Genomic DNA, 20,933 nt, shown 5'->3' with positions numbered 1-20,933 from the left:
CGGGTAGGGTCCCGTGCGGTTCCGCCGCGGGCGGGTGTGGAAGGGGGCGGCAGCACGATGGAGTTCCACGTGGTCGAGGAGCAGGAGCCCACCTCGGGTGGTGCGCGGCTGGAGGACCTGGCCCCCGAACCCCTGCTGACCCGCGACTACGAGACGCGCCCCGGTCTCGTCTACGAGCGGCTGCGCGAACGCCACGGTCCGGTGGCCCCGGTCGACCTGCTGGGCGTGCCCGCCTGGCTGGTGCTCGGCTACCGCGAGTCGCTCCAGGTGCTCCAGGACGACGCCGGCTGGCCCAAGGGACTGGAGAACTGGCGGGCCCGCACCGAGGGCAGGGTGCCCACCGACTGGCCGCTCGGCCCGTCGCTGGAGGTCAATCATGTGCTGATCCAGGGCGGCCCCGGCTACCCGCGGCTGCGCGGCGCCTGGGACGCGGCCCTGCGGCCCTTCCAGGACCCGCGCAACCCGCAGGCCAAGCGCCTCAAGGCGGCCGTCACCGGCTACGCCGACGAGCTGATCAACCTGCTCGGCCAGGGCGGCCGGTCCGGGCTCGCCGACCTGTCGGCCCAGTTCTCCCGCCCGCTGCCCCTGATGGCGGCGAGCCATCTGCTGGGCTTCCCCGGCTCCCAGGGCGACGACGCCCTGATGGACATGTGGCGGGTGCTGGACGCCGGGCCGGACGCCGAACCCGCCCTCGCCCGGCTGCTGGTGACCCTCTCGGAGCTGGCCGCCGCCAAGACGAGGGAACCGGGCGACGACTTCCCCTCCCATCTGCTCGCCGCCCACCCCGACCTCACGGTCGACGAGCTGGCCCGCGAGCTGTTCATGCTGCTCGGCATGACCTCCGACCACGTCGGCATCCTCATCTCCAACACCGTCGTCGAGGTCATCTCCGGGGACAACGACGGCGGGGTGCGCCACACGCTGTCCGCCGGGATGGTGCGGGAGACCATGAACCGGGTCGTCATGCGCAAGCCGCCCCTGGTCAACTTCGTGCCGCGGTTCGCCGCCGCGGACACTCCGCTCGGCGCCTACACCATCCGGGCCGGCGACCCCGTGTGGGTCTCCGCCGCCGCCGCGCACGCCGACCCCCTGTTCGCCGGGCAGACCACGCCGGGCTCCTCCAGCATCAGCAGCCGGGCGCACCTGGCCTGGGGAGCGGGACCGCGCCAGTGCCCGGCGCGCGAGCTGGCGTTCACGATCGCGGCGGCCGGGGTGACCCGCATCGTCGAACGGTTCGGGCATCTGGAACTGGCCCTGCCCGTCGACCAACTCCCCTGGCGTTCCTCGCCGTTCATGCGAGGACTGCGCTCACTGCCGGTGCGCTACGAACTGACCGGGAACATCGGCTCGGGGCCGGTGCGGCCCGCCGCGCCCGAGGCGGACCCGGTGGGTCCGGTGGACGGGCCGGACCAGACGATCAAGCGGCGCTCGTCGCTGTGGCGGTATCTGACGGGACTGATCCGCTCCGGCGACTGAGAGATCGTCAGGAGCCCGGCTGTGCCCGGTGGTTCCGCCGGGCACGGACAGTGGAGGGCGGTGCGGCTCAACCGGTCGGTCGATGCGGTGAACTCGCCCTCAACGGCAGGTGGTTGCTCGGCCGAGCAGTAACTCCCCTGCAGCCGGGGGCCGTCAGTGCTTGAACCCGACCGCGCCGTACAGCGATACCGGGCCCTCGCCGTTCGGCGTCTCCCCGTCGGCGAGTTCGGGTCGCCAGTCCTTGACGGACACGATGCCCGGCTCGATCACGTCGAGTCCGCGGAAGAAGCGCCCGAACTCGTCCTTGGTGCGGGCGACCAGCGTCACCCCGCCCGCGGCGTAGGCGGCGATGCCCCGCTGGACGTTCTCCGGCTCGAAGTCGGCGGTCATCGCCGACAGCACCAGCGCGCTGCCCGGCGCCAGCGCGCCGACGAGGGTGTCGACGATGTCGTAGGCGCCGTCCTCGTCGGAGACGAAGTGCATGAGGGCGATGAGGGACAGGGCGACGGGGCGGTCGAGATCGAGGATCTGGCCGGCCTGTTCGAGGATCTTGCGCGGGTCGCGCGCGTCCGCCTCGATGTACTCCGTCACGCCCTCCTCGGTGCCGCGCAGCAGGGCACCGGCGTGGGCGAGGACGATCGGGTCGTTGTCGACGTAGACGACCCGGGCGTCCGGGGCCGTGGCCTGGGCGATCTGATGGAGGTTGGGCTCGGTGGGGATCCCGGTCCCGATGTCCAGGAACTGGCGGATCCCGGCCGCGCCCACGAGCCGGCGCGTGGCCCGCTGCATGAACCAGCGGTTGGCGCGCGCCGCCCGCGGGGCGTCACCGTTGAGACCGGCGATCCGCCGCCCGAGTTCCTCGTCGACCGGGTAGTTGTCCTTGCCGCCGAGGTACCAGTCGTACACCCGGGCCGGATGAGGCCTGGTCGTGTCGATCCGCACGGCGGTCGGCTCGGTCCCGGTCACGTGTGCTCCTCTGCTCGCTCGGCAGGACTGCGAGCAGTCTTTCACGATCATCCGAGGCCGGCGGAGTCGGTCTTCGGCCACCTGTTTCGCGTCAACTCGGCGCGAGGGCGGCGGTGTTACGGCCTCAGCGGATCATGTCCGAGCGACATGAGGCGCTGCCGGCGCCGGGTCTCCTCCGGCTCGGGCTCGTTCCCGGCGTCCGCTGTGTCGGAGACGGCGTCGACGACCTCGTACATCACCTGGACGTCGTCGTCGGTGAGATCCGTGCGCCGCTTCTGCAGGATCGCGAGGACATGCTGTCCGGTGGGCGATCCGGCGTGCTCCGGCAGCGGTTCCGTGTCCTCGCCGGCCTCGCTGACCCGCAGCCAGGCCGCGAGTTCCTGCGAGGTCATGTTCACCGCGCGGTGGAAGTCCTCCCACAGCGCGTCGAGTTCGAGGGCGTCGGCCATCGTGTGCACCTTCCGGCGTGCGTCGTACGTCGTGCGTCGCTGCGAGGCGGGTCAGTCCCGCGGCCAGCTCTCGGCGTCGAACATCCAGCGCTGCTTCTCCAGTTCGGCGGTGATGCCGATGAGCAGGTCCTGGGTGACCGGATCGGCCTTCTCGGTGGTCTCGATGCGCTCCCGCAGCCGTCCGATCGCCGCCTCCAGCGTCTCGACCATCAGGGAGACGACGTCGTTGTCACGCTGCCAGCCGTCCTTGGAGCCGGGCAGCGTGTACGCGGCGGCGATGGTCTCCGGACGGCCGTCCGGGGACACGCCGAGCGCCGCGGCGCGCTCCGCCACGGTGTCGGAGAACGCGCGTGCCGTCGACACGACCTCGTCCAGCTGCAGGTGGATGGAGCGGAAGCGCGGCCCGACGATGTTCCAGTGCGCCTGCTTGCCGACCAGCGACAGCCCGATCAGATCCACGAGCGTGCTCTGCAGGGCGTCCCCCGCGATCTTGCGGGCTTCCTCGGGAAGGGTGCTCCTCACCACGGTCATACGGTGCTCCTCCTTCTTGCCTGGTCCATGCCGTCACGGAGCAGTGCGACGCGTTCCTGTTCACAGGTGCCGCCCCAGACGCCCGAGGTCTGACCGCTGCCGAGCGCCCAGCCGAGACACTCGGCGATCACCGGGCAGCGGGCGCAGACGCGTTTGGCCGCCGCGGTGTCCCGCAGGGCCGGGCCCTGGGTGCCCACGGGGAAAACAACTCAGGGTCCTCACCCACGCAGGCGGCGCGCCGCAACCACTCCATGGGGGCGCGGGTGCCCAGGGCGAATCTGTGCAAACGCCGCGTCCGCCGACACCCGGGACCCTGTCGACCTCTCCGCCGGCCGCGCCGGACAAAGGTCCCCGGGGTCCTGTCGAGAGGGGCGGCACGAGATCTTCCCAGGGCCGGGCCGGAGGTCTATAGTCCGAAACTAGCAGTGCTAATTAATTCACCCGTGGAGTTCCCGTGCGTCCCGTCCACTTCGCGGCCGCCCGCCGCACCCCCATCGGCAAGCTGCGCGGCTCCCTGTCCGCCGTACGCCCCGACGACCTCGCGGCCGCCGTCATCCGCGCGCTGGTGGCCGACGTGCCCGCGCTCGACCCGGCGCGCGTCGATGACGTGTACTGGGGCGCCGCCAACCAGGCCGGTGAGGACAACCGCAACGTCGCCCGGATGGCGGCGCTGCTCGCCGGTCTGCCCGAGAGCGTGCCCGGTGCCACGGTGAACCGGCTGTGCGCCTCCGGCCTGGAGGCGGTGACGACGGCGGCCCGCACCATCGCCGCCGGCGAGGCCGACATCGTGCTGGCCGGCGGCTCCGAGTCGATGAGCCGCGCCCCCTTCGTCCTGCCCCGCCCCGACGAGGCGCTGCCGCACCGCATCGAGACGGTGGACACCCGGCTCGGCTGGCGCCTGGTCAACCCGGCGATGAAGGACCTGCACGGCCTGCTGTCCATGGGCGAGACCGCCGAGGAGGTCGCCGCCCGCCACGGGATCTCGCGTGAACGGCAGGACGCGTTCGCCCTGCGCAGCCACCAGCGGGCCGCCCTGGCCCGCAAGAACGGCCACTTCGACGACGAACTCCTGCCCGTCGAGCGCCCGGACGGCGTGGTCGTCGACGCCGACGAATGCGTCCGCGAGGACACCTCCTACGACAAGCTCGCACGGTTGAAGCCGGTGTTCCGGCAGGGCGGCACGGTCACGGCGGGCAACGCCTCACCCATGAACGACGGCGCGGCGGGCCTCCTCCTGGTCAGCGAGGAGGCGCTGAACGACCTCGGCCTGGAGTCCCTCGGCCGGTATGTCGCCGGCGCCTCGGCCGGCGTCCACCCCGACGTCATGGGCATCGGACCCGTCCCCGCCACGCAGAAGGTGCTGGCCCGCGCCCACTGGAGCGTCGGCGACATCCAGGAGGCCGAGTTCAACGAGGCCTTCGCCGCCCAGGCCCTGGCCTGCGTGGACCGTCTCGGCATCGACCCCGACCTCGTCAACCCGAGCGGCGGCGCGATCGCCCTGGGCCACCCGCTCGGCTGCTCGGGGGCGCGGATCCTCACGACGCTGCTGCACCGGATGCGGCGCACGGGCGCGCACCGGGGCCTGGCGACCATGTGCGTGGGGGTGGGGCAGGGGAGCGCGGTCCTGGTGGAGCGGCACTGACGCGGGACCGACCCGCGAGACGGCGCTTACGAACATTGGTTGACTGCACATAGCATCGGGTTCCGCATGAACACGATGACGCTCTGGCACCTGACCGGCTGGGAGTTCGCCGCCCTCGCCTTCGCGGCCCTTCTCGTCGGCTTCTCCAAGACCGCCGTGAGCGGGGCCAACACGGTCAGCCTCGCCATCTTCGCGGCCGTCCTGCCCGCCCGCGCCTCCACCGGCGTCCTGCTGCCGATCCTGATCGCCGGAGACGTGCTCGCCGTCCTCACCTACCGGCGCCACGCCCACTGGCCGACCCTGTGGAAGCTGTTCCCGGCGGTCGCGGCGGGCGTGGTCGCCGGCACCCTGTTCCTGGTGTGGGCGGACGACGACATGGTGCGCACGTCGATCGGCGCCATCCTGCTGCTGATGGCCGGCGTGACGATCTGGCGCCGCCGCGGCACCGACCAGGACGACGAACCGGACTCGGTCGCCACCAAGGCGGGCCGGATCAAGGCCCGCTCCTACGGCGTCCTCGGTGGGTTCACCACGATGGTCGCCAACGCCGGTGGCCCGGTGATGTCCCTGTACCTGCTGTCGGCGGGCTTCAGGAAACTCGGCTTCCTGGGCACCTCGGCCTTCTTCTTCCTGATCGTCAACACCTCCAAGGTGCCCTTCAGCGTGGGGCTCGGCCTGATCGACGGCCACTCGCTCCTGATCGACGCGGCCCTCGTGGCGTTCGTCGTGCCCGGCGCGCTCCTCGGCAAATGGGCCGTGAACCGGATCAACCAGCGGCTCTTCGAACAGCTGGTGATCGCCGCGACGATCGTCGGCGGCCTCCAGCTACTGCTGCGCTGACCAGGTCCGCGGCAGATCCGGCAGATCGGCGAAGGAGTCGATCACATGGTCCGGCGACCCGCTCGCGTCCCGGTGCGCCTTGGGCAGGTACGTGCCCGTCCTCACCAGCACACCCGCGATCCCCGCATCGCGGCGCACACCACGGCGGTGGCAGGGTCGCCAGTTCGATCAGCCCGGAGGCGACGAAGGCGGGGACGAGGTCGGCCGGCGCCCGGAACAGGGCGTCCTCACCGCTCGCGCGGTCTGTGCGCATCCGCCCCCCGAATCGCGTCGCCGAACCCCCTGTCCGCAGCCGCGCGCCCCCCTTTCGTACGCTCTACCCCATGTCCCCCCACGTCCTCATCCTCGGTGGCACCACCGAGGCCCGCGAACTCGCCGCCGCGCTCACCGCGTTGCCCACGGTCCGCGTCACCACCTCGCTGGCGGGACGCGTGAGCCGGCCCGGGGCCGTCACCGGGGACGTGAGGATCGGGGGGTTCGGCGGGGCGGAAGGGCTCGCCGACTGGCTGCGCGAGCAGAAGGTGGACGCCCTCGTCGACGCCACGCACCCGTTCGCCGAGACCATCACCGCCCACGCGGCACGCGCCGCCGCGGCGACCGGCGTACCGGCGGTGGTACTGCGCCGCCCGGGCTGGCGGCCGGGCCCCGACGACCGCTGGTACCCGGTCGGTTCACTGGCCGAGGCCGCCGGTCTGCTGCCCCTGCTCGGGCCGCGCGTGTTCCTCACCACCGGCCGGCTGGGCCTCGCGGCCTTCGCCCGTCTCACCGAACTCCACTTCGTCGTACGCTCCGTGGAACTGCCCGACCCTCCCATGCCGCCACGCACCGAAGTCCTGCTGGCCCGGGGGCCGTTCACCGTCGAGGAGGAGACCGCGCTGCTCGCCGCGCACTGCGTCGACGTCGTGGTGACGAAGGACAGCGGGGGAGCGGCGACGGCCGCCAAGCTCACCGCCGCCCGCCGACTGGCGCTGCCCGTCGTGGTCGTACGACGTCCCCCGCTCCCGGCGGGCGTGGCGGTGGTGCCCGATGTCGACGGGGCCCTGAACTGGCTGAGCCTCAGCCCGAGATGACCGAGGCCCGCATACGGTCGATGGCGCGCAGCACCTCGGCGCGGTTCTTGGCGCTCTTGATCCAGGCGGGGAGTCGGCCGATGTACGTCATCTTGCGCCCGTGCTCGTACCAGGGGGCCCGCTCGCGCAGGTCCGCGGCCACGAACCGCCGGAGCAGGTCGAGGTGTTCGAGGTTGTACGCCGTCAGCGTGCCGTGCCGGGTCTCGGCGCGCAGCCACAACCGCGGCCATGCGCACCGGTTCACCGCCCGGCACAGGCCGCAGGACCGGCAGATCACCCGAGGCTCCGGGGGCGCACTCCGCTCGAAGTGCGCGATCCGGTCACAGCGCGGACAGCGCACCAGCATCGAGCCGCTGAAGTGGACGGCGTCGAGACCGGGATCGTGGAAGCGGGCGGGTGCGGCCATGCCGGAAGTATGACGGCCGCCCGACCCGTGCCGCGCGCGGGTTTCAGTGCACGGCGGTCAGGTTGGTGCCCTAACCGTCCTGGGGGTTGCGGCGCAGTAGGTACGTGTCCATGATCCAGCCCTTGCGCTCCCGGGCCTCGGCTCGCAGCCGTTCGATACGGGGCGCGGTCTCGGCGATCGGGCCCGAGGCGAGGATCTCGTCCGGGGTGCCGAGGTAGGCGCCCCAGTAGATGTCGATGTCCTCGTCGGCGAAGTTCCGGAAGGTCTGGTGCGCGTCCAGCATGACGACCACGTCGTCGACCCCCTCCGGGAAGCCCTCGGCGAGCCGTCGCCCGGTGGTGATCTGCACGGGACGCGCGACCCGGTTCAGGCCGGTCCGGTGCCGGGCGACCAGCGTCGAGACGCTGCTGATGCCGGGTACGACGTCGTACGTGAAGTCCACGGCACCCCGCTCCAGGATCTCCTCCAGGATGCCGAGCGTGCTGTCGTACAGCGCGGGGTCGCCCCACACCAGGAACGCGCCGCTCTCGTCCGCACCGAGCTCCTCGGCGATCAGCCGCTCGTAGATGACCGCCCGGGCACTGCGCCAGTCCCCGACGGCCGGGGAGTAGGCGGCGCCGCCCGCCTTACGGTCCCGGTCCGGATCCCGCGCCTCCACGACCCGGTAGGTGCCCTCCGGTATGTGCGTGCGCAGGATCTCCCGGCGCAGGTCCGTCAGGTCGCTCTTCACCTCGCCCTTGTCCAGGACGAAGAACACGTCCGTGCTCCGCAGCGCCCTGACCGCCTGGAGGGTGAGTTGGTCGGGGTCGCCCGCGCCGATACCGATGACATGAATCTTTCGCACGCCCCGAGTCTGCCGTACGCCACTGACAGTGACGGCACCGCGTCCGGGGAGCGGCGGGGCCTTCGGCGGTCCTCGGGAGTCGGGGCCTGCGGCGTGGGTCGGCGGCTTCCCGGCGTCGGGGTCCTCGGCATGATGACTTCGGGGGCCTCCCGGCGTCAGGGCCTTGGGTGTCCTGGCCTTCGGGGGCTACCCGGCGTCAGGCCCTCCGGCGTCAGGCCCTCCGGTGTCAGGCCCTCCGGTGTCAGGCCCTCCGGCGTGGGACCACCGGTGTTACGCCCCTGCCAGGCGGGACGCTCGGCGTGTGGACCCAGGGCGCCACGCCCCCGCCACCGCGGCCTCCGGCGTCAGGAATTCGGCAGCCCGGGCCTCGGCAGCCCGGGCCTCGGCAGCCCGGGCCTCGGCAGCCCGGCCCTCGGCGGCCCCGGCGTCACGCCCCCGGTCGCGTCACCGCCATCGCCGCGTCAGAGCCCCGTCCCGCCCCCGCCATCGCCGCGTCAGAGCCGCCGACGCAACCGTGGCGCCCGCGCCTCCGCGTCGATCGGCCCGGCGCCGTGTTCCACGTCCGTCGCGAGTTCGCGCGCCCATTGGGCGAGGCTGGTCAGGTCCATGCCGTACGGCTGCTGCCGCTGTGGGCCGGCCGCCCAGTCCTCGACCGCCGCGGCCCCGCGCAGGAGCAGCCGCGCCCCGCCCGTGACGTTGCCCCGGGCCGCGTGGGTGAGACCCACCGCGAGCTGGGCGAGACCGCGCCACAGTGGCCGCTCCTCCTCGGGGCCGGACTTCCAGGCGTCCTCGAAGACCTCGTGCGCGTGGAAGGGCTTCCCCGCGTCCAGCAGTTCCTGCGCTTCCGCCACGCTCTGCTCGGGAGTCCGTACGACCCCCTCCGGCTGGCGTTCCACCCCGGCCGCGCCGTAGGGGAGGGGCCGGCCGAGCCCGTCGCGCGGGCGGGCGTTGCGTGCCCGCCCCTCGTCGTCGCGGTCCCGGGCGCCGACCGGTCGTCCTGAGGATGTACTGCTCATGAGTCGATTGTCCCGCGCCGCCCCGGCCGCCTTCGAGGCGGCCCGGCAGGTGGGGTAAAGTGCTCTTCGCGCGATCACGCGGTTCACCGCACGAGAACGCACCGGGACGTGGCGCAGCTTGGTAGCGCACTTGACTGGGGGTCAAGGGGTCGCAGGTTCAAATCCTGTCGTCCCGACGGTGTCGACCAGCGGGTCTGTCGGAAACGGCAGGCCCGCTGGTCGTTTTCGCGTGCCCCCGGGCGCCCGCCCGTAGCCGTCGTCTCGCGTGCCCCTGGGCTCCCGTCGGCCACCGTCGTCCCGCGCGCCCCCAGGCCCCCGCCCACCGCCCCCTACCTACCCCGATAGCGCGCCGCGACGTCCCCCAGATACCCCCGCAGCATCACCTTCGCCTCGTCCAGCAGTGCCGCGTCCCCCGCCCGGTTCCGCCGGAACGCCTCCTGGGCCAGGGCGTCGGCCGCGAGCATCGCGGCGTGGCAGGTGCGGTCCAGGTCGTCGTCGTCCTCGGCGAGGTCGAGGGCGAGGAGGATGCGGCGGATGCCGTCGGCCATGCGTCGCTTGTGCTCGCGGTCGGCGGCGCGGGTCTGCTCGGTCAGGCCGCTGCCGAACCACAGGGCGCGGAAGCCGTGCTCGGTGCGGTAGATCGCGGCGAACGCGTCGATGAGGACGCCCACCGGGTCCGGCCAGCGCTCGGCGGCCGCCGCCCGCACCAGGTCGTCCATCGCCGCTTCCAGCTTGGCGAAGTACCCGGCCGCGAGGGCCTCGATGATGGCGCCCCGGTCGGGCAGGTACTGGTAGAGCGAGCCGACCGACACCCGCGCCTCGGCGGCGATCCGGGTCGTGGTGAGCGCCTCGACGCCCTCCTCGATCAGCACCCGCTCGGCGGACTCGAGGACCCGGGCGAGCCGGGCCTTGCTGCGGGCCTGCTGGGGAGTGCGGCGCAGGGAGGCGACCCCCGCCGCCCAGCCGGCGTCCGCGGTGGGCTCACCCACGTGACCACCTCCGAACGTGAACGTGACTTTGTTTCATGTTTAGGTTACCGTCGCGCGCATGACCGACTCAAGCGCGGGCATGACCGACGCCCCTTCGGCGTGGCGCGAGGAACGGGCCGCGGTCGCCGACGCCTGCCGCCGACTGGGCGCCGAGGGACTGCTCATCGGCACGGCCGGGAACGTGAGCGTGCGCGTGGACGACCGGGTCGCGATCACCGCCACCGGCGCGGTCCTCGCCGACCTCACCCCGGACCAGGTGACCGTCGTCGATCTCGACGGAGAGATCGTGTCCGGCACCCTGCGACCGACCTCGGAACTGGACCTGCACCTCGGTGTCTACCGCCGCTACGGCACCGGTGCCGTCGTGCACACCCACGCGCCCATGGCCACCGCCCTCTCCCTGGTCCTCGACGAACTGCCCTGTATCCACTATCAGTTGCTGGCCCTCGGTGGCACCGTACGGGTGGCGCCGTACGCCACCTTCGGCACCCCCGAACTCGCCGAGTCGGTCCTGAGCGCCCTGGAGGGCCGGGGCGGGGCCCTGATGGCCAACCACGGGGCCGTGACCCACGCGCCCACGCTCGACAAGGCGGTCGAACACGCCCTCCTGCTGGAGTGGGCCTGCGGGGTGTACCAGCACGCGGCGGCCCTCGGCACGCCCCGTGTCCTCGACGAACAGCAGCAACTCGCGGTCATCGAGGCCGCCCTCTCTCGTAACTACGGCACCACGCAGTCCGTACCACCCGTTCAGGAGGGAAACAGATGAAGGTCGTCACGATGGGCGTGCACGTACTGGACGTGCTGGTGCGGCCGGTCGAGGCCATACCCGAGGGCCAGGGCGCCACCCTGGTCGAGGACATCCGCATGACCGCCGCCGGTACGGCCGCCGGCACCGCCCTCACCCTCGCCAAGCTCGGCGCGCGGGTGCGCACCGCCGGTGCGATCGGCACCGACCCGACCGGCGACCTGCTCCTGGGGTTGCTGGAGAAGGCCGGGATCGACACCGGGCTGATCGTCCGCCGCGTCGACACCTCCACCTCCGCGACCGTCCTGCCCATCCGGCCCAACGGCGACCGCCCCACTCTGCACCTCCTCGGCGCCAACATCACCTACGGCCTCGACGACGTCCCCTGGGACGCGGTCGCCGAGGCGACCCATCTCCACCTGGGCGGACCGGAGTTGATCGGCGCCGACGTCGCCGCGCGGATCCTCGCGCACGCCAAGGAGCACGACGACGTCACCTCCGTGGACCTTTTGGCCCCCGGCGAGCTCGGCACCTTCGACCAGATCGAACCGCTGCTCCCGTACGTCGACCACCTGCTGCCCAACGACGACCAGGTCCTCGGGTTCAGCGGCGAGGCGGACCTCGTGGCCGGTGCGAAGAAGCTCGTCGCCGCCGGCGCCGGACTCGTGGCGGTCACCCGCGGCGCCGAGGGCGCGCTGCTCGTGACCGCCGAGGGCACCGAGTCGGTCCCCGCCTTCGACGTCGACGTCGTCGACACGACCGGCTGCGGCGACGCCTTCTCGGCCGGCTTCCTGCGCGGCATCAGCCTGAACCGTACGCCCCGTGAGGCGGCCATCCTGGGCTGCGCGTCGGCGGCCCTGGTGGCGCAGGGGCTCGGCAGCGACCACGGTGACTTCGACCTCGCCGAGGCCGACGAGTTCTCCATGACCGGCAAGGTCCGCGGATGAGGTGACGGCGGTCGGGGTGATAGACAGCGGGCATGACCCACTCGCACTTCCGTCCGGCCGGCGACCGATGACCGCCGGCATCGACACCCCCGACCGCCGTGGCCGCACCGGCCTCGACCGCACCGGTCTCGACCTGACCGGCAATCCCCGCGTGAAGGTCCGCGAGGTGAGACTCCTCTCCAGCCACTGGTACGTCGAGCGCGCCACGACCTTCGACCTCCAGCTCGCCGACGGCAGTTGGAGCACCCAGCAGCGCGAGACCCACGACCGCGGCAACGGCGCCACCATGCTGCTCTACGACGCCGCACGCGAAACCGTCCTGCTCACCCGGCAGTTCCGCTTCCCGGTCTACGTCAACGGGCATCCGGACGGCATGCTGGTCGAGACCCCGGGCGGGTTGCTCGACGACGATGACGAGCACCCGGAGATCGCGGTGCGCCGCGAGGTGGTGGAGGAGACCGGGCACACCATCGGCGAGGTCCGGCACGTCTTCGACGTCTACATGAGCCCGGGGTCCGTGACCGAGCGGGTCAGTTTCTACGCCGCCGAGTACGGACCCTCGACCCACACCCACGCGGGCGGCGGCCTCGACGAGGAGGGCGAGGACATCGAGATCCTCGAACTGCCCTTCCGCCGAGCCCTGGAGATGATCCGTACCGGGGAGATCGCCGACGCCAAGACCATCATGTTGCTGCAATGGGCCGCGCTGGAGGGGCCGTTCGCGCCGCCGGGGTCAATTACCTTGCGTTGAAGCGCACTTCAAGAGGCAGACTCCCGTTCACGCACCCCGAGCGTGGGCGCGTGAACGGGAGAGGACCACCATGAAGTACCGCACCATCGGCACCGATCCGGCCACCCGCCGCGAGGTCAGCGTGCTCGCCCTCGGCACGATGCTGTTCGGCTCGCGCACCGACGAGGAGACCGCCTTCGCCCTGCTCGACCGCTATGTCGAGGCCGGCGGCACCTTCATCGACACCTCCGACAACTACGCCTTCTGGGCCGACGGCGGCCAGGGCGGCCAGAGCGAGGAACTCCTCGGCCGCTGGCGGCGCAGCCGTGGCATCGGCGACGAGATCGTCATCGCCACCAAGCTCGGCGCCCGCCCGCTCGCCCCCGGGACGAGCTATGTCGACAACGCCGAGGGCCTGTCGGCGAAGGTGATCCGCGAGGCCGCCGAGCGCAGCCGGGAACGGCTCGGCGTGGAGAAACTGGACCTGCTCTACGCGCACATCGAGGACCACGCCGTACCCCTGCGGGAGACCGTCGAGGGCTTCGCCGAACTGGTCGCCGAGGGCACGGTCGGACTGCTCGGCGTCAGCAACCACGCCGTGTGGCGCGTCGAGCGGGCCCGCGCCATCGCCGCCGCGGCCGGACTGCCGGGTTACGAGGTCCTCCAGTACGCCCACAGTCATCTGCGGCCCCGCTACGACGTCCCCGAGGACCTGTTCCCCGACGGCAGCCTCGGCCACGCCGGACCCGACCTGCTCGGCTATCTGCGCGAGGAGACCGGTCTGACCCTGGTGGCCTACTCGCCCCTGCTCAAGGGCGCCTACACCCACCCCGACCGGCTCCCCGCCGACTTCGACCACCCGGGCACGCCGTCCCGGCTGCGCGTCCTGCGGGAGGTGGCCCGGGAGACCGGCGCGACCGTCAACCAGGTGGTCCTGGCCTGGCAGATCGGTGGAGCGCTGCCGATCCTGCCGCTGGCCGGGGTGTCCTCGGTGGCGCAGTTGGACGAGAACCTGGCCGCGGTCGACCTGGAGCTGACCGAGGAGCAGCGGGCCCGGCTGGACGCGGCGCACTGAACGTCCCGCGGTGGAAGGACGGGGACAGCCCCGCGGGCCTAGGCTCGTGAGAGAGCGGAAGGAGCCCCGGCCATGACCTCACATCCGTGCGCACGCGCCCTCCGCACCACCCCCGAAGGCCTCCTCTGGGAGCCCGGTGAGCGCTGGGTGCGTGGGTACAAGGGGGATGTCGCCGTCGTCGACAGCCGTCACCCCGTTCTCGTCTGGGAACCCGACGTCCCCGTGCCGCTGTACGCGTTCCCCCGGGACGAGGTCCGCACCGACCTGCTGCGCCCGGCCAAGAACCCGCGCACCGGCGCCCACACCGGCTCGCGGCTCTTCTACGACCTCGAGGTCGGCGGCGAGCTCGTGGAGAACGCGGCGTGGACCTTCCCCGCCGACGACCTCGCCGGGCACATCGCCTTCGAGTGGTTCCGGCACTGGGACAGCGGCCTCGACCACTGGTACGAGGAGGAGGAAGAGATCTTCGTCCACCCCCGCGACCCGCACAAACGGGTGGACGCCCTGCCCAGCAGCCGTCACGTGGTCGTCGAGATCGCCGGGCGGGTCGTCGCCGACACCCGGCGTCCGGTGCTGCTCTTCGAGACCGCGCTGCCGACCCGGTACTACCTTCCCCGCGAGGACGTCCGCCTCGACCTGTTCGAGCCGACGGACCACCGCACCGGCTGCCCGTACAAGGGCACCGCCGAGTACTGGACCTGGCGCGGCGACGAGGACGTGCCCCGGCACGTCCTGTGGAGCTACCCGGACCCGCTGCCCGCGGTGGCCCCGGTCAAGGGGCTCCTCGCCTTCTACAACGAGGCTGTCGACCTCACCGTGGACGGTGAGCGCCGCCGGCGGCCGGTGACGCCGTTCACCGCGGGTCTCAGGACCTGACCAGCAACTGGAAGTCGAACGCGTACCGGGACGCGCGGTAGATGTGCGTCCCGTACTCGACCGGCCGGCCGGTGTCGTCGTACGCCGTGCGCTGCATCGTCAGCAGCGCCGCCCCCGGCGCCTCGTCCAGGCGCCTGGCCTCCTCGGTGGTGGCGCACCGGGCGCCTATGGTCTGGCGGGCGCTGTGCAGGGTGATGCCCGCCGAGCGCATCAGCCGGTACAGGCCCGTCGACTCCAGCCGGGCGGAGTCGAGTTCGAGCAGGGTCGCGGGCAGGTAGTTGCAGAGGATCGCCACAGGCCGGCCGTGCGTGCAGCGCAGCCGTTCCAGGACGATCACGTCGCCGCCCTCGGGGAGACCGAGCGCCGCGGCCACGTCGGCGGTGGCGGGGACGTGCTCGTGGCGCACCACCCGCGTGGTCGGCCCCTGTCCGGCCGCCTCCAGGTCGTCGTAGAGACTGCTCAGTTCCAGGCCGCGCCTGACCTGGCTGTGCACGACCTGCGTGCCGACCCCGCGCCGGCGGACGAGCAGCCCCTTGTCGACCAGGGACTGGATCGCCTGGCGGACGGTCGGCCGGGACAGGCCGAGGCGTACGGAGAGGTCTATCTCGTTGCCCAGGAGGTTTCCCGGGGCGAGCACCCCGTGCTCGATCGCCGCCTCCAGCTGCTGCGCCAGCTGGTAGTAGAGCGGCACCGGACTGCCCCGGTCCAGGGCGAAGTCCAGAGCGTCGAGCGCGGGGGCGGCAGCGGCACGTGAGGAGCCGCCGGTCTTCGCCATGGAACGTCCCTCCCTCGGATGCGGGTTCACAGGTGGCGGCGGTCGGTCACCCGGCGGGTGGCGCGGGCCCCTGCGGGATCGGGGCGGGCGGGTCTCGGTCGGGCACGGCGGCGGGGTGGCCGGGCCGGGCGGTCGCGACCGAGAGGCTGGCTGCCGAACCACCGGGAGACTTTCCGAACTTCTGCACATCGCCCGGTGGCACGCCCGACCGGAGTGCGTAAACATCGACTTCAATACGGCCGATCGTGATGAAGTCGAAGGGCTGGGATGAATCGGCCATATGGACGCTCCTCGAGTCCCAGGGGGCCTGTCGCCTCCCAGGTGTAGGGCCCGAGGGGTGGCCCTGTCAATACTTTGTACTTACATTCGGACCTGATTGTGAAATGATGTCTTAACAAAGTATTGACACCAGGCTCGGGAGGGGATGGAATCCCGTCCCAGTACAACCGCCGTATTTGCGGCACGCGACTCGGACATGCCAAGATCCCGGGCCTCGGAATCCCCCGAGATCTCTCTCCCTTTCCCCCGTAAGCACAGTGAGGTGCAGGAAAGATGGACCGCTCTTCGCACTCCCGTTCCCGTCGATTCGCCCCCGTGGTGGCGATCGCCGCGGCGGCAGCCCTGACCCTCGCCGGCTGTTCCAGCAGCTCCGGGGGCAAGAAGTCCGACGAGAGCGCGGACGGCGCCTCCGCGGGCAAGGCGAACACTCCGCGCATGACGGTCGCCCTGGTCACTCACCAGTCGCAGGGCGACACCTTCTGGGACATCGTCCGCAAGGGCGCCGAGGCCGCCGCCGCCAAGGACAACATCAAGCTCATCTACTCCAACGACCCGAGCGCGGGCGCCCAGGCCAACCTGGTGCAGAACGCCATCGACCAGAAGGTCGACGGCATCGCCGTCACCCTGGCCAAGCCGGACGCCATGAAGGACGTCATCGCCAAGGCGAAGGCGCAGAACATACCCGTCGTCGGCCTCAACTCCGGTGTCAGCGAGTGGCAGAAGCTCGGGCTGATGGAGTTCTTCGGGCAGGACGAGACCGTCGCCGGTGAGGCGCTCGGCAAGCGGCTGAACGAGGCCGGCGCCAAGAACGCCGTCTGTGTCATCCAGGAGCAGGGCAACATCGGCCTGACCCAGCGCTGCGACGGCGTCGACAAGACCTTCGACGGCAAGCTCCAGACCCTGAACGTCAACGGCACCGACATGCCGTCCGTGAAGTCGACGATCACCGCCAAGCTCAGCCAGGACAAGTCCATCGACTACGTCGTCACCCTCGGCGCGCCCTTCGCGCTGACCTCGGTGCAGTCGGTGGCGGACGCGGGCAGCAAGGCCAAGATCGCCACCTTCGACCTCAACAAGGACCTGACGGGCGCCATCAACAAGGGCACCATCGAGTTCGCGGTCGACCAGCAGCCCTACCTCCAGGGCTACCTGGCGATCGACTCGCTGTGGCTGTACAAGAACAACGGCAACTACATGGGCGGCGGTGAGCAGCCGGTGCTGACCGGCCCGGCCTTCGTCGACAAGTCCAACGTCGACAAGGTGGCCGAGTTCGCCTCGAAGGGCACCCGGTGATGGGTATGACCCAGCACGCCGAGCCGGCGGTGACCACACCGCCGGCCCCCGGCCGGAAGGAGACCGACGGCCGGACCGCTCAACGCCCGCTGGCCCTGCGGTTGTTGGCCCGCCCGGAGATCGGTGTCTTCCTCGGCGCCGTGGCGGTGTGGGTGTTCTTCCTGATCTCCGCCCCGCCGGTGCGCGAGGGCAGCGCGATGGCGAACATCCTCTACCAGTCGTCCACCATCGGGATCATGGCTCTGCCGGTCGCGCTGCTGATGATCGGCGGCGAGTTCGACCTGTCGTCCGGCGTCGCGGTCATCACCTCGGCGCTCACCGCGAGCATGCTCGCCTACCAGCTCACCCTGAACGTGTGGGCGGGTGTCGTCGCCGCCCTCGTGGTGTCGCTCGCGATCGGGTTCCTCAACGGCTGGCTGGTGGTCAGGACCGGTCTGCCGAGCTTCCTGATCACCCTGGGCACCTTCCTGATCCTTCAGGGCGTGAACCTCGCGGTCACCAAGTTGGTCACCGGCAACGTCGCCACCGACGACATCAGCGACATGGACGGCTTCTCCGGCGCGAAGAAGGTCTTCGCCTCCTCCTTCGAGGTCGGCGGCGTCCAGATCAAGATCACCATCGTGTACTGGCTGGTCTTCGCGGCCCTGGCCACCTGGATGCTGCTGCGCACCAGGTACGGCAACTGGATCTTCGCCGTCGGCGGCAACAAGGACTCCGCCCGAGCCGTCGGTGTGCCCGTGACGTTCACGAAGATCTCGCTGTTCATGCTGGTCGGCCTCGGCGCCTGGTTCGTCGGCATGCACAACCTGTTCTCCTTCAACACCGTGCAGTCCGGCGAGGGCGTGGGCCAGGAGCTCATCTACATCTCCGCGGCCGTCATCGGCGGCTGCCTGCTGACCGGCGGCGCCGGCTCGGCGATCGGCCCGGTCTTCGGGGCGTTCATGTTCGGCATGGTCCAGCAGGGCATCGTCTACGCCGGCTGGAACCCGGACTGGTTCAAGGCCTTCCTCGGCGTGATGCTCCTCGGCGCCGTCATGATCAATCTGTGGGTCAGCCGCACGGCGACCCGGAGGTGACCGCAATGACTCCCACCAACGAAGCCGGCACCCACGGCGCCGTCCTCGCCGACGACGCCCCCGCCACCGACGGGGCCGTCGTCGAACTCCGCAATGCGGGCAAGGCGTACGGCAACATCCGTGCCCTGCACGGCGTGGACCTGAAGGTCTTCCCCAGCCAGGTCACCTGCGTCCTCGGCGACAACGGCGCCGGCAAGTCCACGCTGATCAAAATCATCTCCGGGCTGCACCAGCACACCGAGGGCGAGTTCCTCGTCGACGGCGCCCCGGTCCGCTTCAGCACCCCCCGCGAGGCTCTGGACAAGGGCATCGCCACCGTCTACCAGGACCTCGCCGTGGTCCCCCTGATGCCGGTCTGGCGCAACTTCTTCCTCGGCTCCGAGCTGACCAAGGGCCCCTGGCCCGTCCGTCGCCTGGACATCGAGAGGATGAAGAGGACGGCCGACGAGGAACTGCGCAACATGGGCATCGTCCTGGACGACATGGAACAGCCCATCGGCACCCTCTCCGGCGGCCAGCGCCAGTGCGTGGCCATCGCCCGCGCCGTCCACTTCGGCGCCCGCGTCCTCATCCTGGACGAACCCACCGCCGCCCTCGGCGTCAAGCAGTCCGGTGTGGTGCTCAAGTACATCGCCGCCGCCCGCGACCGCGGCCTCGGCGTCATCTTCATCACCCACAACCCGCACCACGCCTACATGGTCGGCGACCACTTCAGCGTCCTGCGCCTGGGCACCATGGAACTCAACGCCTCCCGCGAGGAGGTGAGCCTGGAGGAACTCACCAACCACATGGCCGGCGGTTCCGAACTCGCCGCCCTCAAGCACGAGTTGTCCCAGGTGCGCGGTGTCGACGTCGAAGGGCTCCCCGAGGCGCAGGACCTCAGGGCACCCGTCGCCACCACCAAGGACGACGCCTCGTGACCGCCCTGGACCGCATCCGGGTCGGCTCCGCCCCCGACTCCTGGGGCGTCTGGTTCCCCGACGACCCCCAGCAGGTCCCCTGGGAACGCTTCCTGGACGAGGTCGCCGAAGCGGGCTACTCCTGGATCGAGCTGGGCCCCTACGGCTACCTCCCCACCGACCCGGCGCGCCTCACCGACGAGGTGGGCCGGCGCGGCCTGAAGGTGTCGGCCGGCACCGTCTTCACCGGGCTGCACCGCGGCCCCGCCGTGTGGGAGTCGACCTGGGAGCACGTCAGCCAGGTCGCCGCCCTCACCCAGGCCATGGGCGCCCGGCACCTCGTCGTCATCCCCTCCTTCTGGCGCGACGACAAGACCGCCGAACTCCTCGAACCGCCGGAGCTGACCCACGAGCAGTGGGCGTACCTGACCAAGGGCATGGAGCGGCTCGGTCACGAGGTGAAGGAGGCGTACGGGCTCGACATCGTCGTCCACCCGCACGCCGACACCCACATCGACACCGAGGACCACGTCGAGCGCTTCCTCGACTCGACCGACTCCGAGCTGGTCAACCTCTGCCTGGACACCGGGCATTACGCCTACTGCGGCGGCGACAGCGTCAAGCTGATCGAGACCTACGGCGAGCGCATCGGCTACCTCCACCTCAAGCAGGTCGACCCGGCGGTCCTCGCCGACGTGGTGGCCGGCGGGGTGCCGTTCGGTCCGGCGGTGCGGCGCGGAGTGATGTGTGAACCGCCGTCCGGCGTACCGGAGTTGGAGCCGGTGCTGGTGGCGGCGCAGAAGCTCGGCGTGGAGCTGTTCGCCATCGTCGAGCAGGACATGTACCCGTGCGAGCCGGACAAGCCGCTGCCGATCGCCGTACGTACCCGCAGGTTCCTGAGGTCCTGCGGAGCCTGAGAGGACGGACATGGCCCAGCGTGCACCGCTCCGCGTCGCGGTCATCGGTACGGGAAAGATGGGCGCCGACCATGTGCGCCGCATCGAGGAGGTCGTCAGCGGGGCCCGGGTGAGCGCCGTCGTGGACGTCGACGCGGAGCGGGCCAAGGACGTCGCGGCCCGCGTCGACGGCTGCACCGCGTACACCGACCCGGCGACGGCGCTGGCGGCGCGGGACGTCGACGCCGTACTGATCGCGTCGTCCGGTCCGGCCCACGAGGCGGCACTCCTCGCCGCCCTGGAGCGCGACCTCCCGGTGCTGTGCGAGAAGCCGCTCACCCCGGACCCGGCGTCGGCGCTGCGTGTCCTGGAAGCCGAGCGGGCGTTGGGGCACCGCCGTATCCAGGTCGGCTTCATGCGGCGCTACGACGCCGAGTACATGAGACTCAAGTCCCTGCTGGAGACGGGCCAGTTGGGCCGTCCGCTGATGCTGCACAACCGGCATCGCAACGCGGCCAGCCCGCCCTTCTTCACCAGCGACATGCTCGTCAGCGACTCGGTGGCGCACGAGACGGACGTGACCCGCTGGCTGCTCGGCCAGGAGATCACGGCCGTCACCGTGCTGCGGCCCCGGCCGACCGCGAGCGCGCCGGAGGGCCTCCAGGACCCGCAGTTCGTGGTGTTCGAGACGGACGGCGGCGCGGTCGTCGACGTCGAGATCTTCGTCAACTGCGGCTTCGGCTACCAGGTCCAGGCCGAGGTGGTCTGCGAACGCGGCACCGCCCGCGTCGGCGACGGCCACTCCCTGGTCACCAACATGGCGGGACGTTGGGGCGGCACCATCGCCCAGGACTTCCTCGACCGCTTCGCCGACGCCTACGACCGCGAGCTCCAGGCCTGGGTGGACGCGACCCGCCGGGGCGAGGTCACCGGGCCCAGCACCTGGGACGGATACGCGGCGGCCGCCGTGTGCGAGGCGGGGGTGCGGGCGCTGAACGACGGCGGTCGCGTGGAGGTGGAGCTGGTGGAACGGCCGCCGCTGTACTGATCCCCCGCCTCCCGGCCGGACCGGGACCGGCGTGGACGAGCCGCGAGGGGCCGCGCGCCGGCTCG

At 71.5% G+C, this 20,933-nt stretch carries 24 protein-coding genes, 1 tRNA gene and 1 pseudogene; 15 read left to right on the top strand and 11 right to left on the bottom strand.

The annotated features are described in order from the left end of the window. The first annotated feature begins 57 nt into the window (after nt 1-57). A complete protein-coding gene (locus tag ACZ56U_RS19410) occupies nt 58-1,476 on the top strand; it encodes a cytochrome P450 (protein WP_469085220.1) in 1,419 nt (472 codons plus the stop codon). Between the two features lie 153 nt (nt 1,477-1,629). On the opposite strand, the gene ACZ56U_RS19405 is transcribed toward ACZ56U_RS19410, so the two are convergent. The 4 genes from ACZ56U_RS19405 to ACZ56U_RS19390 all read right to left on the bottom strand — a co-directional run bounded on the left by ACZ56U_RS19405 (nt 1,630) and on the right by ACZ56U_RS19390 (nt 3,619). Next, nucleotides 1,630-2,442, bottom strand: coding sequence for an SAM-dependent methyltransferase (locus ACZ56U_RS19405; protein ID WP_469085219.1), 813 nt, complete (start codon nt 2,440-2,442; stop codon nt 1,630-1,632). A 116-nt stretch (nt 2,443-2,558) separates the two neighbouring features. Next, a complete protein-coding gene (locus tag ACZ56U_RS19400) occupies nt 2,559-2,891 on the bottom strand; it encodes a DUF3140 domain-containing protein (RefSeq protein WP_469085218.1) in 333 nt (110 codons plus the stop codon). 51 nt (nt 2,892-2,942) lie between these two features. Continuing rightward, nucleotides 2,943-3,422: a Dps family protein gene (locus ACZ56U_RS19395; protein ID WP_469085217.1), complete on the bottom strand. Its 480-nt coding sequence runs from the start codon at nt 3,420-3,422 to the stop codon at nt 2,943-2,945. After that, the gene (locus ACZ56U_RS19390; RefSeq protein ID WP_469085216.1) at nt 3,419-3,619 is read right to left on the bottom strand and encodes a WhiB family transcriptional regulator; all 201 of its coding nucleotides are present in this window, start codon (nt 3,617-3,619) and stop codon (nt 3,419-3,421) included. The genes ACZ56U_RS19395 and ACZ56U_RS19390 overlap by 4 nt, the downstream gene beginning before the upstream one ends. A 257-nt stretch (nt 3,620-3,876) precedes the next feature. On the opposite strand from ACZ56U_RS19390, the gene ACZ56U_RS19385 reads away from it, so the two are divergent. After that, nucleotides 3,877-5,064 (top strand): thiolase family protein, encoded by a 1,188-nt coding sequence (locus ACZ56U_RS19385; RefSeq protein WP_469085215.1) that lies wholly within the window; start codon nt 3,877-3,879, stop codon nt 5,062-5,064. A gap of 66 nt (nt 5,065-5,130) precedes the next feature. Beyond that, nucleotides 5,131-5,904, top strand: a complete 774-nt coding sequence (locus ACZ56U_RS19380; RefSeq protein ID WP_469085214.1) for a sulfite exporter TauE/SafE family protein — start codon at nt 5,131-5,133, stop codon at nt 5,902-5,904. Here ACZ56U_RS19380 and ACZ56U_RS19375 read toward each other — a convergent pair. Continuing rightward, a pseudogene (locus ACZ56U_RS19375) lies at nt 5,890-6,030 on the bottom strand (HAD hydrolase-like protein); the annotation flags it as partial. The gene ACZ56U_RS19380 and the pseudogene ACZ56U_RS19375 sit on opposite strands and share 15 nt — an antisense overlap. A 197-nt stretch (nt 6,031-6,227) precedes the next feature. Here ACZ56U_RS19375 and ACZ56U_RS19370 point away from each other — a divergent pair. Next, on the top strand, nt 6,228-6,974 hold the full coding sequence (locus tag ACZ56U_RS19370) for a cobalt-precorrin-6A reductase (protein WP_469085213.1): 747 nt from the start codon (nt 6,228-6,230) through the stop codon (nt 6,972-6,974). Here the strand turns inward: ACZ56U_RS19370 and ACZ56U_RS19365 are convergent. The 3 genes from ACZ56U_RS19365 to ACZ56U_RS19355 form a co-directional block, all read right to left on the bottom strand. Next, nucleotides 6,961-7,380: a hypothetical protein gene (locus tag ACZ56U_RS19365; RefSeq protein ID WP_469085212.1), complete on the bottom strand. Its 420-nt coding sequence runs from the start codon at nt 7,378-7,380 to the stop codon at nt 6,961-6,963. The two genes, ACZ56U_RS19370 and ACZ56U_RS19365, sit on opposite strands and share 14 nt — an antisense overlap. Before the next feature lie 70 nt (nt 7,381-7,450). Next, nucleotides 7,451-8,224, bottom strand: a complete 774-nt coding sequence (gene cobF, locus ACZ56U_RS19360; RefSeq protein ID WP_469085211.1) for a precorrin-6A synthase (deacetylating) — start codon at nt 8,222-8,224, stop codon at nt 7,451-7,453. 494 nt (nt 8,225-8,718) lie between these two features. Further along, on the bottom strand, nt 8,719-9,240 hold the full coding sequence (locus ACZ56U_RS19355; RefSeq protein ID WP_469085210.1) for a DUF309 domain-containing protein: 522 nt from the start codon (nt 9,238-9,240) through the stop codon (nt 8,719-8,721). A 102-nt stretch (nt 9,241-9,342) separates the two neighbouring features. Between ACZ56U_RS19355 and ACZ56U_RS19350 the strand changes: the two genes are divergently transcribed. Continuing rightward, nucleotides 9,343-9,416: transfer RNA gene (locus tag ACZ56U_RS19350), tRNA-Pro, on the top strand. A gap of 153 nt (nt 9,417-9,569) precedes the next feature. On the opposite strand, the gene ACZ56U_RS19345 is transcribed toward ACZ56U_RS19350, so the two are convergent. Further along, entirely contained in the window at nt 9,570-10,229 is a 660-nt protein-coding gene (locus ACZ56U_RS19345) for a TetR/AcrR family transcriptional regulator (RefSeq protein WP_469085209.1), read from the bottom strand. A 58-nt stretch (nt 10,230-10,287) separates the two neighbouring features. Here ACZ56U_RS19345 and ACZ56U_RS19340 point away from each other — a divergent pair, with 58 nt between their 5' ends. From ACZ56U_RS19340 to ACZ56U_RS19320, 5 genes are all read left to right on the top strand, one after another. Further along, nucleotides 10,288-10,995, top strand: coding sequence for a class II aldolase/adducin family protein (locus ACZ56U_RS19340; RefSeq protein ID WP_469085208.1), 708 nt, complete (start codon nt 10,288-10,290; stop codon nt 10,993-10,995). Continuing rightward, entirely contained in the window at nt 10,992-11,921 is a 930-nt protein-coding gene (locus ACZ56U_RS19335; protein ID WP_469085207.1) for a carbohydrate kinase family protein, read from the top strand. Before ACZ56U_RS19340 ends, ACZ56U_RS19335 begins: the two co-directional genes overlap by 4 nt. Before the next feature lie 67 nt (nt 11,922-11,988). Beyond that, on the top strand, nt 11,989-12,672 hold the full coding sequence (locus ACZ56U_RS19330) for an NUDIX domain-containing protein (protein ID WP_469085206.1): 684 nt from the start codon (nt 11,989-11,991) through the stop codon (nt 12,670-12,672). 70 nt (nt 12,673-12,742) lie between these two features. Continuing rightward, the gene (locus ACZ56U_RS19325; protein ID WP_469085205.1) at nt 12,743-13,726 is read left to right on the top strand and encodes an aldo/keto reductase; all 984 of its coding nucleotides are present in this window, start codon (nt 12,743-12,745) and stop codon (nt 13,724-13,726) included. 72 nt (nt 13,727-13,798) lie between these two features. Further along, nucleotides 13,799-14,602, top strand: coding sequence for a DUF427 domain-containing protein (locus ACZ56U_RS19320; protein WP_469085204.1), 804 nt, complete (start codon nt 13,799-13,801; stop codon nt 14,600-14,602). On the opposite strand, the gene ACZ56U_RS19315 is transcribed toward ACZ56U_RS19320, so the two are convergent. Both ACZ56U_RS19315 and ACZ56U_RS19310 read right to left on the bottom strand, forming a co-directional pair. Next, entirely contained in the window at nt 14,592-15,377 is a 786-nt protein-coding gene (locus ACZ56U_RS19315; RefSeq protein ID WP_469085203.1) for a GntR family transcriptional regulator, read from the bottom strand. The genes ACZ56U_RS19320 and ACZ56U_RS19315 overlap by 11 nt on opposite strands. Before the next feature lie 46 nt (nt 15,378-15,423). After that, nucleotides 15,424-15,657 (bottom strand): hypothetical protein, encoded by a 234-nt coding sequence (locus ACZ56U_RS19310; protein WP_469085202.1) that lies wholly within the window; start codon nt 15,655-15,657, stop codon nt 15,424-15,426. Nucleotides 15,658-15,929: 272 nt separating this feature from the next. Between ACZ56U_RS19310 and ACZ56U_RS19305 the strand changes: the two genes are divergently transcribed. Genes ACZ56U_RS19305 through ACZ56U_RS19285 form a run of 5 tightly spaced genes read left to right on the top strand, consistent with a single transcriptional unit; the run spans nt 15,930 to nt 20,868 of the window. Then, entirely contained in the window at nt 15,930-16,949 is a 1,020-nt protein-coding gene (locus tag ACZ56U_RS19305; protein ID WP_469085201.1) for a sugar ABC transporter substrate-binding protein, read from the top strand. Next, entirely contained in the window at nt 16,949-18,025 is a 1,077-nt protein-coding gene (locus tag ACZ56U_RS19300) for an ABC transporter permease (protein WP_469085200.1), read from the top strand. Before ACZ56U_RS19305 ends, ACZ56U_RS19300 begins: the two co-directional genes overlap by 1 nt. 5 nt (nt 18,026-18,030) lie before the next feature. Then, nucleotides 18,031-18,945 carry an ATP-binding cassette domain-containing protein gene (locus ACZ56U_RS19295; RefSeq protein WP_391235059.1) on the top strand — a complete coding sequence of 305 codons (915 nt, stop codon included), beginning with the start codon at nt 18,031-18,033 and terminating at the stop codon, nt 18,943-18,945. Next, nucleotides 18,942-19,841 (top strand): sugar phosphate isomerase/epimerase family protein, encoded by a 900-nt coding sequence (locus tag ACZ56U_RS19290; protein WP_469085199.1) that lies wholly within the window; start codon nt 18,942-18,944, stop codon nt 19,839-19,841. The genes ACZ56U_RS19295 and ACZ56U_RS19290 overlap by 4 nt, the downstream gene beginning before the upstream one ends. Nucleotides 19,842-19,851: 10 nt before the next feature. Beyond that, nucleotides 19,852-20,868 (top strand): Gfo/Idh/MocA family protein, encoded by a 1,017-nt coding sequence (locus ACZ56U_RS19285; protein ID WP_469085198.1) that lies wholly within the window; start codon nt 19,852-19,854, stop codon nt 20,866-20,868. Nucleotides 20,869-20,933 lie beyond the last annotated feature (65 nt).

The sequence above is a fragment of the Streptomyces sp. NPDC034103 genome (assembly GCF_055575395.1).
Note: the sequence above shows the minus strand (reverse complement) of the source record. Positions and strands in the feature narration are given on the sequence as shown.

What these genes read in the sequence shown, in the direction of transcription:
- ACZ56U_RS19380 (WP_469085214.1), top strand. Translation starts at nt 5,131, where the DNA reads ATGAACACGATGACGCTCTGGCACCTGACCGGCTGGGAGTTCGCCGCC.
- ACZ56U_RS19285 (WP_469085198.1), top strand. Translation starts at nt 19,852, where the DNA reads ATGGCCCAGCGTGCACCGCTCCGCGTCGCGGTCATCGGTACGGGAAAG.
- ACZ56U_RS19325 (WP_469085205.1), top strand. Translation starts at nt 12,743, where the DNA reads ATGAAGTACCGCACCATCGGCACCGATCCGGCCACCCGCCGCGAGGTC.
- ACZ56U_RS19335 (WP_469085207.1), top strand. Translation starts at nt 10,992, where the DNA reads ATGAAGGTCGTCACGATGGGCGTGCACGTACTGGACGTGCTGGTGCGG.
- ACZ56U_RS19330 (WP_469085206.1), top strand. Translation starts at nt 11,989, where the DNA reads ATGACCGCCGGCATCGACACCCCCGACCGCCGTGGCCGCACCGGCCTC.
- ACZ56U_RS19295 (WP_391235059.1), top strand. Translation starts at nt 18,031, where the DNA reads ATGACTCCCACCAACGAAGCCGGCACCCACGGCGCCGTCCTCGCCGAC.
- ACZ56U_RS19400 (WP_469085218.1), bottom strand. Translation starts at nt 2,891, where the DNA reads ATGGCCGACGCCCTCGAACTCGACGCGCTGTGGGAGGACTTCCACCGC.
- ACZ56U_RS19395 (WP_469085217.1), bottom strand. Translation starts at nt 3,422, where the DNA reads ATGACCGTGGTGAGGAGCACCCTTCCCGAGGAAGCCCGCAAGATCGCG.
- ACZ56U_RS19410 (WP_469085220.1), top strand. Translation starts at nt 58, where the DNA reads ATGGAGTTCCACGTGGTCGAGGAGCAGGAGCCCACCTCGGGTGGTGCG.
- ACZ56U_RS19370 (WP_469085213.1), top strand. Translation starts at nt 6,228, where the DNA reads ATGTCCCCCCACGTCCTCATCCTCGGTGGCACCACCGAGGCCCGCGAA.
- ACZ56U_RS19320 (WP_469085204.1), top strand. Translation starts at nt 13,799, where the DNA reads ATGACCTCACATCCGTGCGCACGCGCCCTCCGCACCACCCCCGAAGGC.
- ACZ56U_RS19310 (WP_469085202.1), bottom strand. Translation starts at nt 15,657, where the DNA reads ATGGCCGATTCATCCCAGCCCTTCGACTTCATCACGATCGGCCGTATT.
- ACZ56U_RS19365 (WP_469085212.1), bottom strand. Translation starts at nt 7,380, where the DNA reads ATGGCCGCACCCGCCCGCTTCCACGATCCCGGTCTCGACGCCGTCCAC.
- ACZ56U_RS19340 (WP_469085208.1), top strand. Translation starts at nt 10,288, where the DNA reads ATGACCGACTCAAGCGCGGGCATGACCGACGCCCCTTCGGCGTGGCGC.
- ACZ56U_RS19300 (WP_469085200.1), top strand. Translation starts at nt 16,949, where the DNA reads ATGGGTATGACCCAGCACGCCGAGCCGGCGGTGACCACACCGCCGGCC.
- ACZ56U_RS19305 (WP_469085201.1), top strand. Translation starts at nt 15,930, where the DNA reads ATGGACCGCTCTTCGCACTCCCGTTCCCGTCGATTCGCCCCCGTGGTG.
- ACZ56U_RS19355 (WP_469085210.1), bottom strand. Translation starts at nt 9,240, where the DNA reads ATGAGCAGTACATCCTCAGGACGACCGGTCGGCGCCCGGGACCGCGAC.
- ACZ56U_RS19315 (WP_469085203.1), bottom strand. Translation starts at nt 15,377, where the DNA reads ATGGCGAAGACCGGCGGCTCCTCACGTGCCGCTGCCGCCCCCGCGCTC.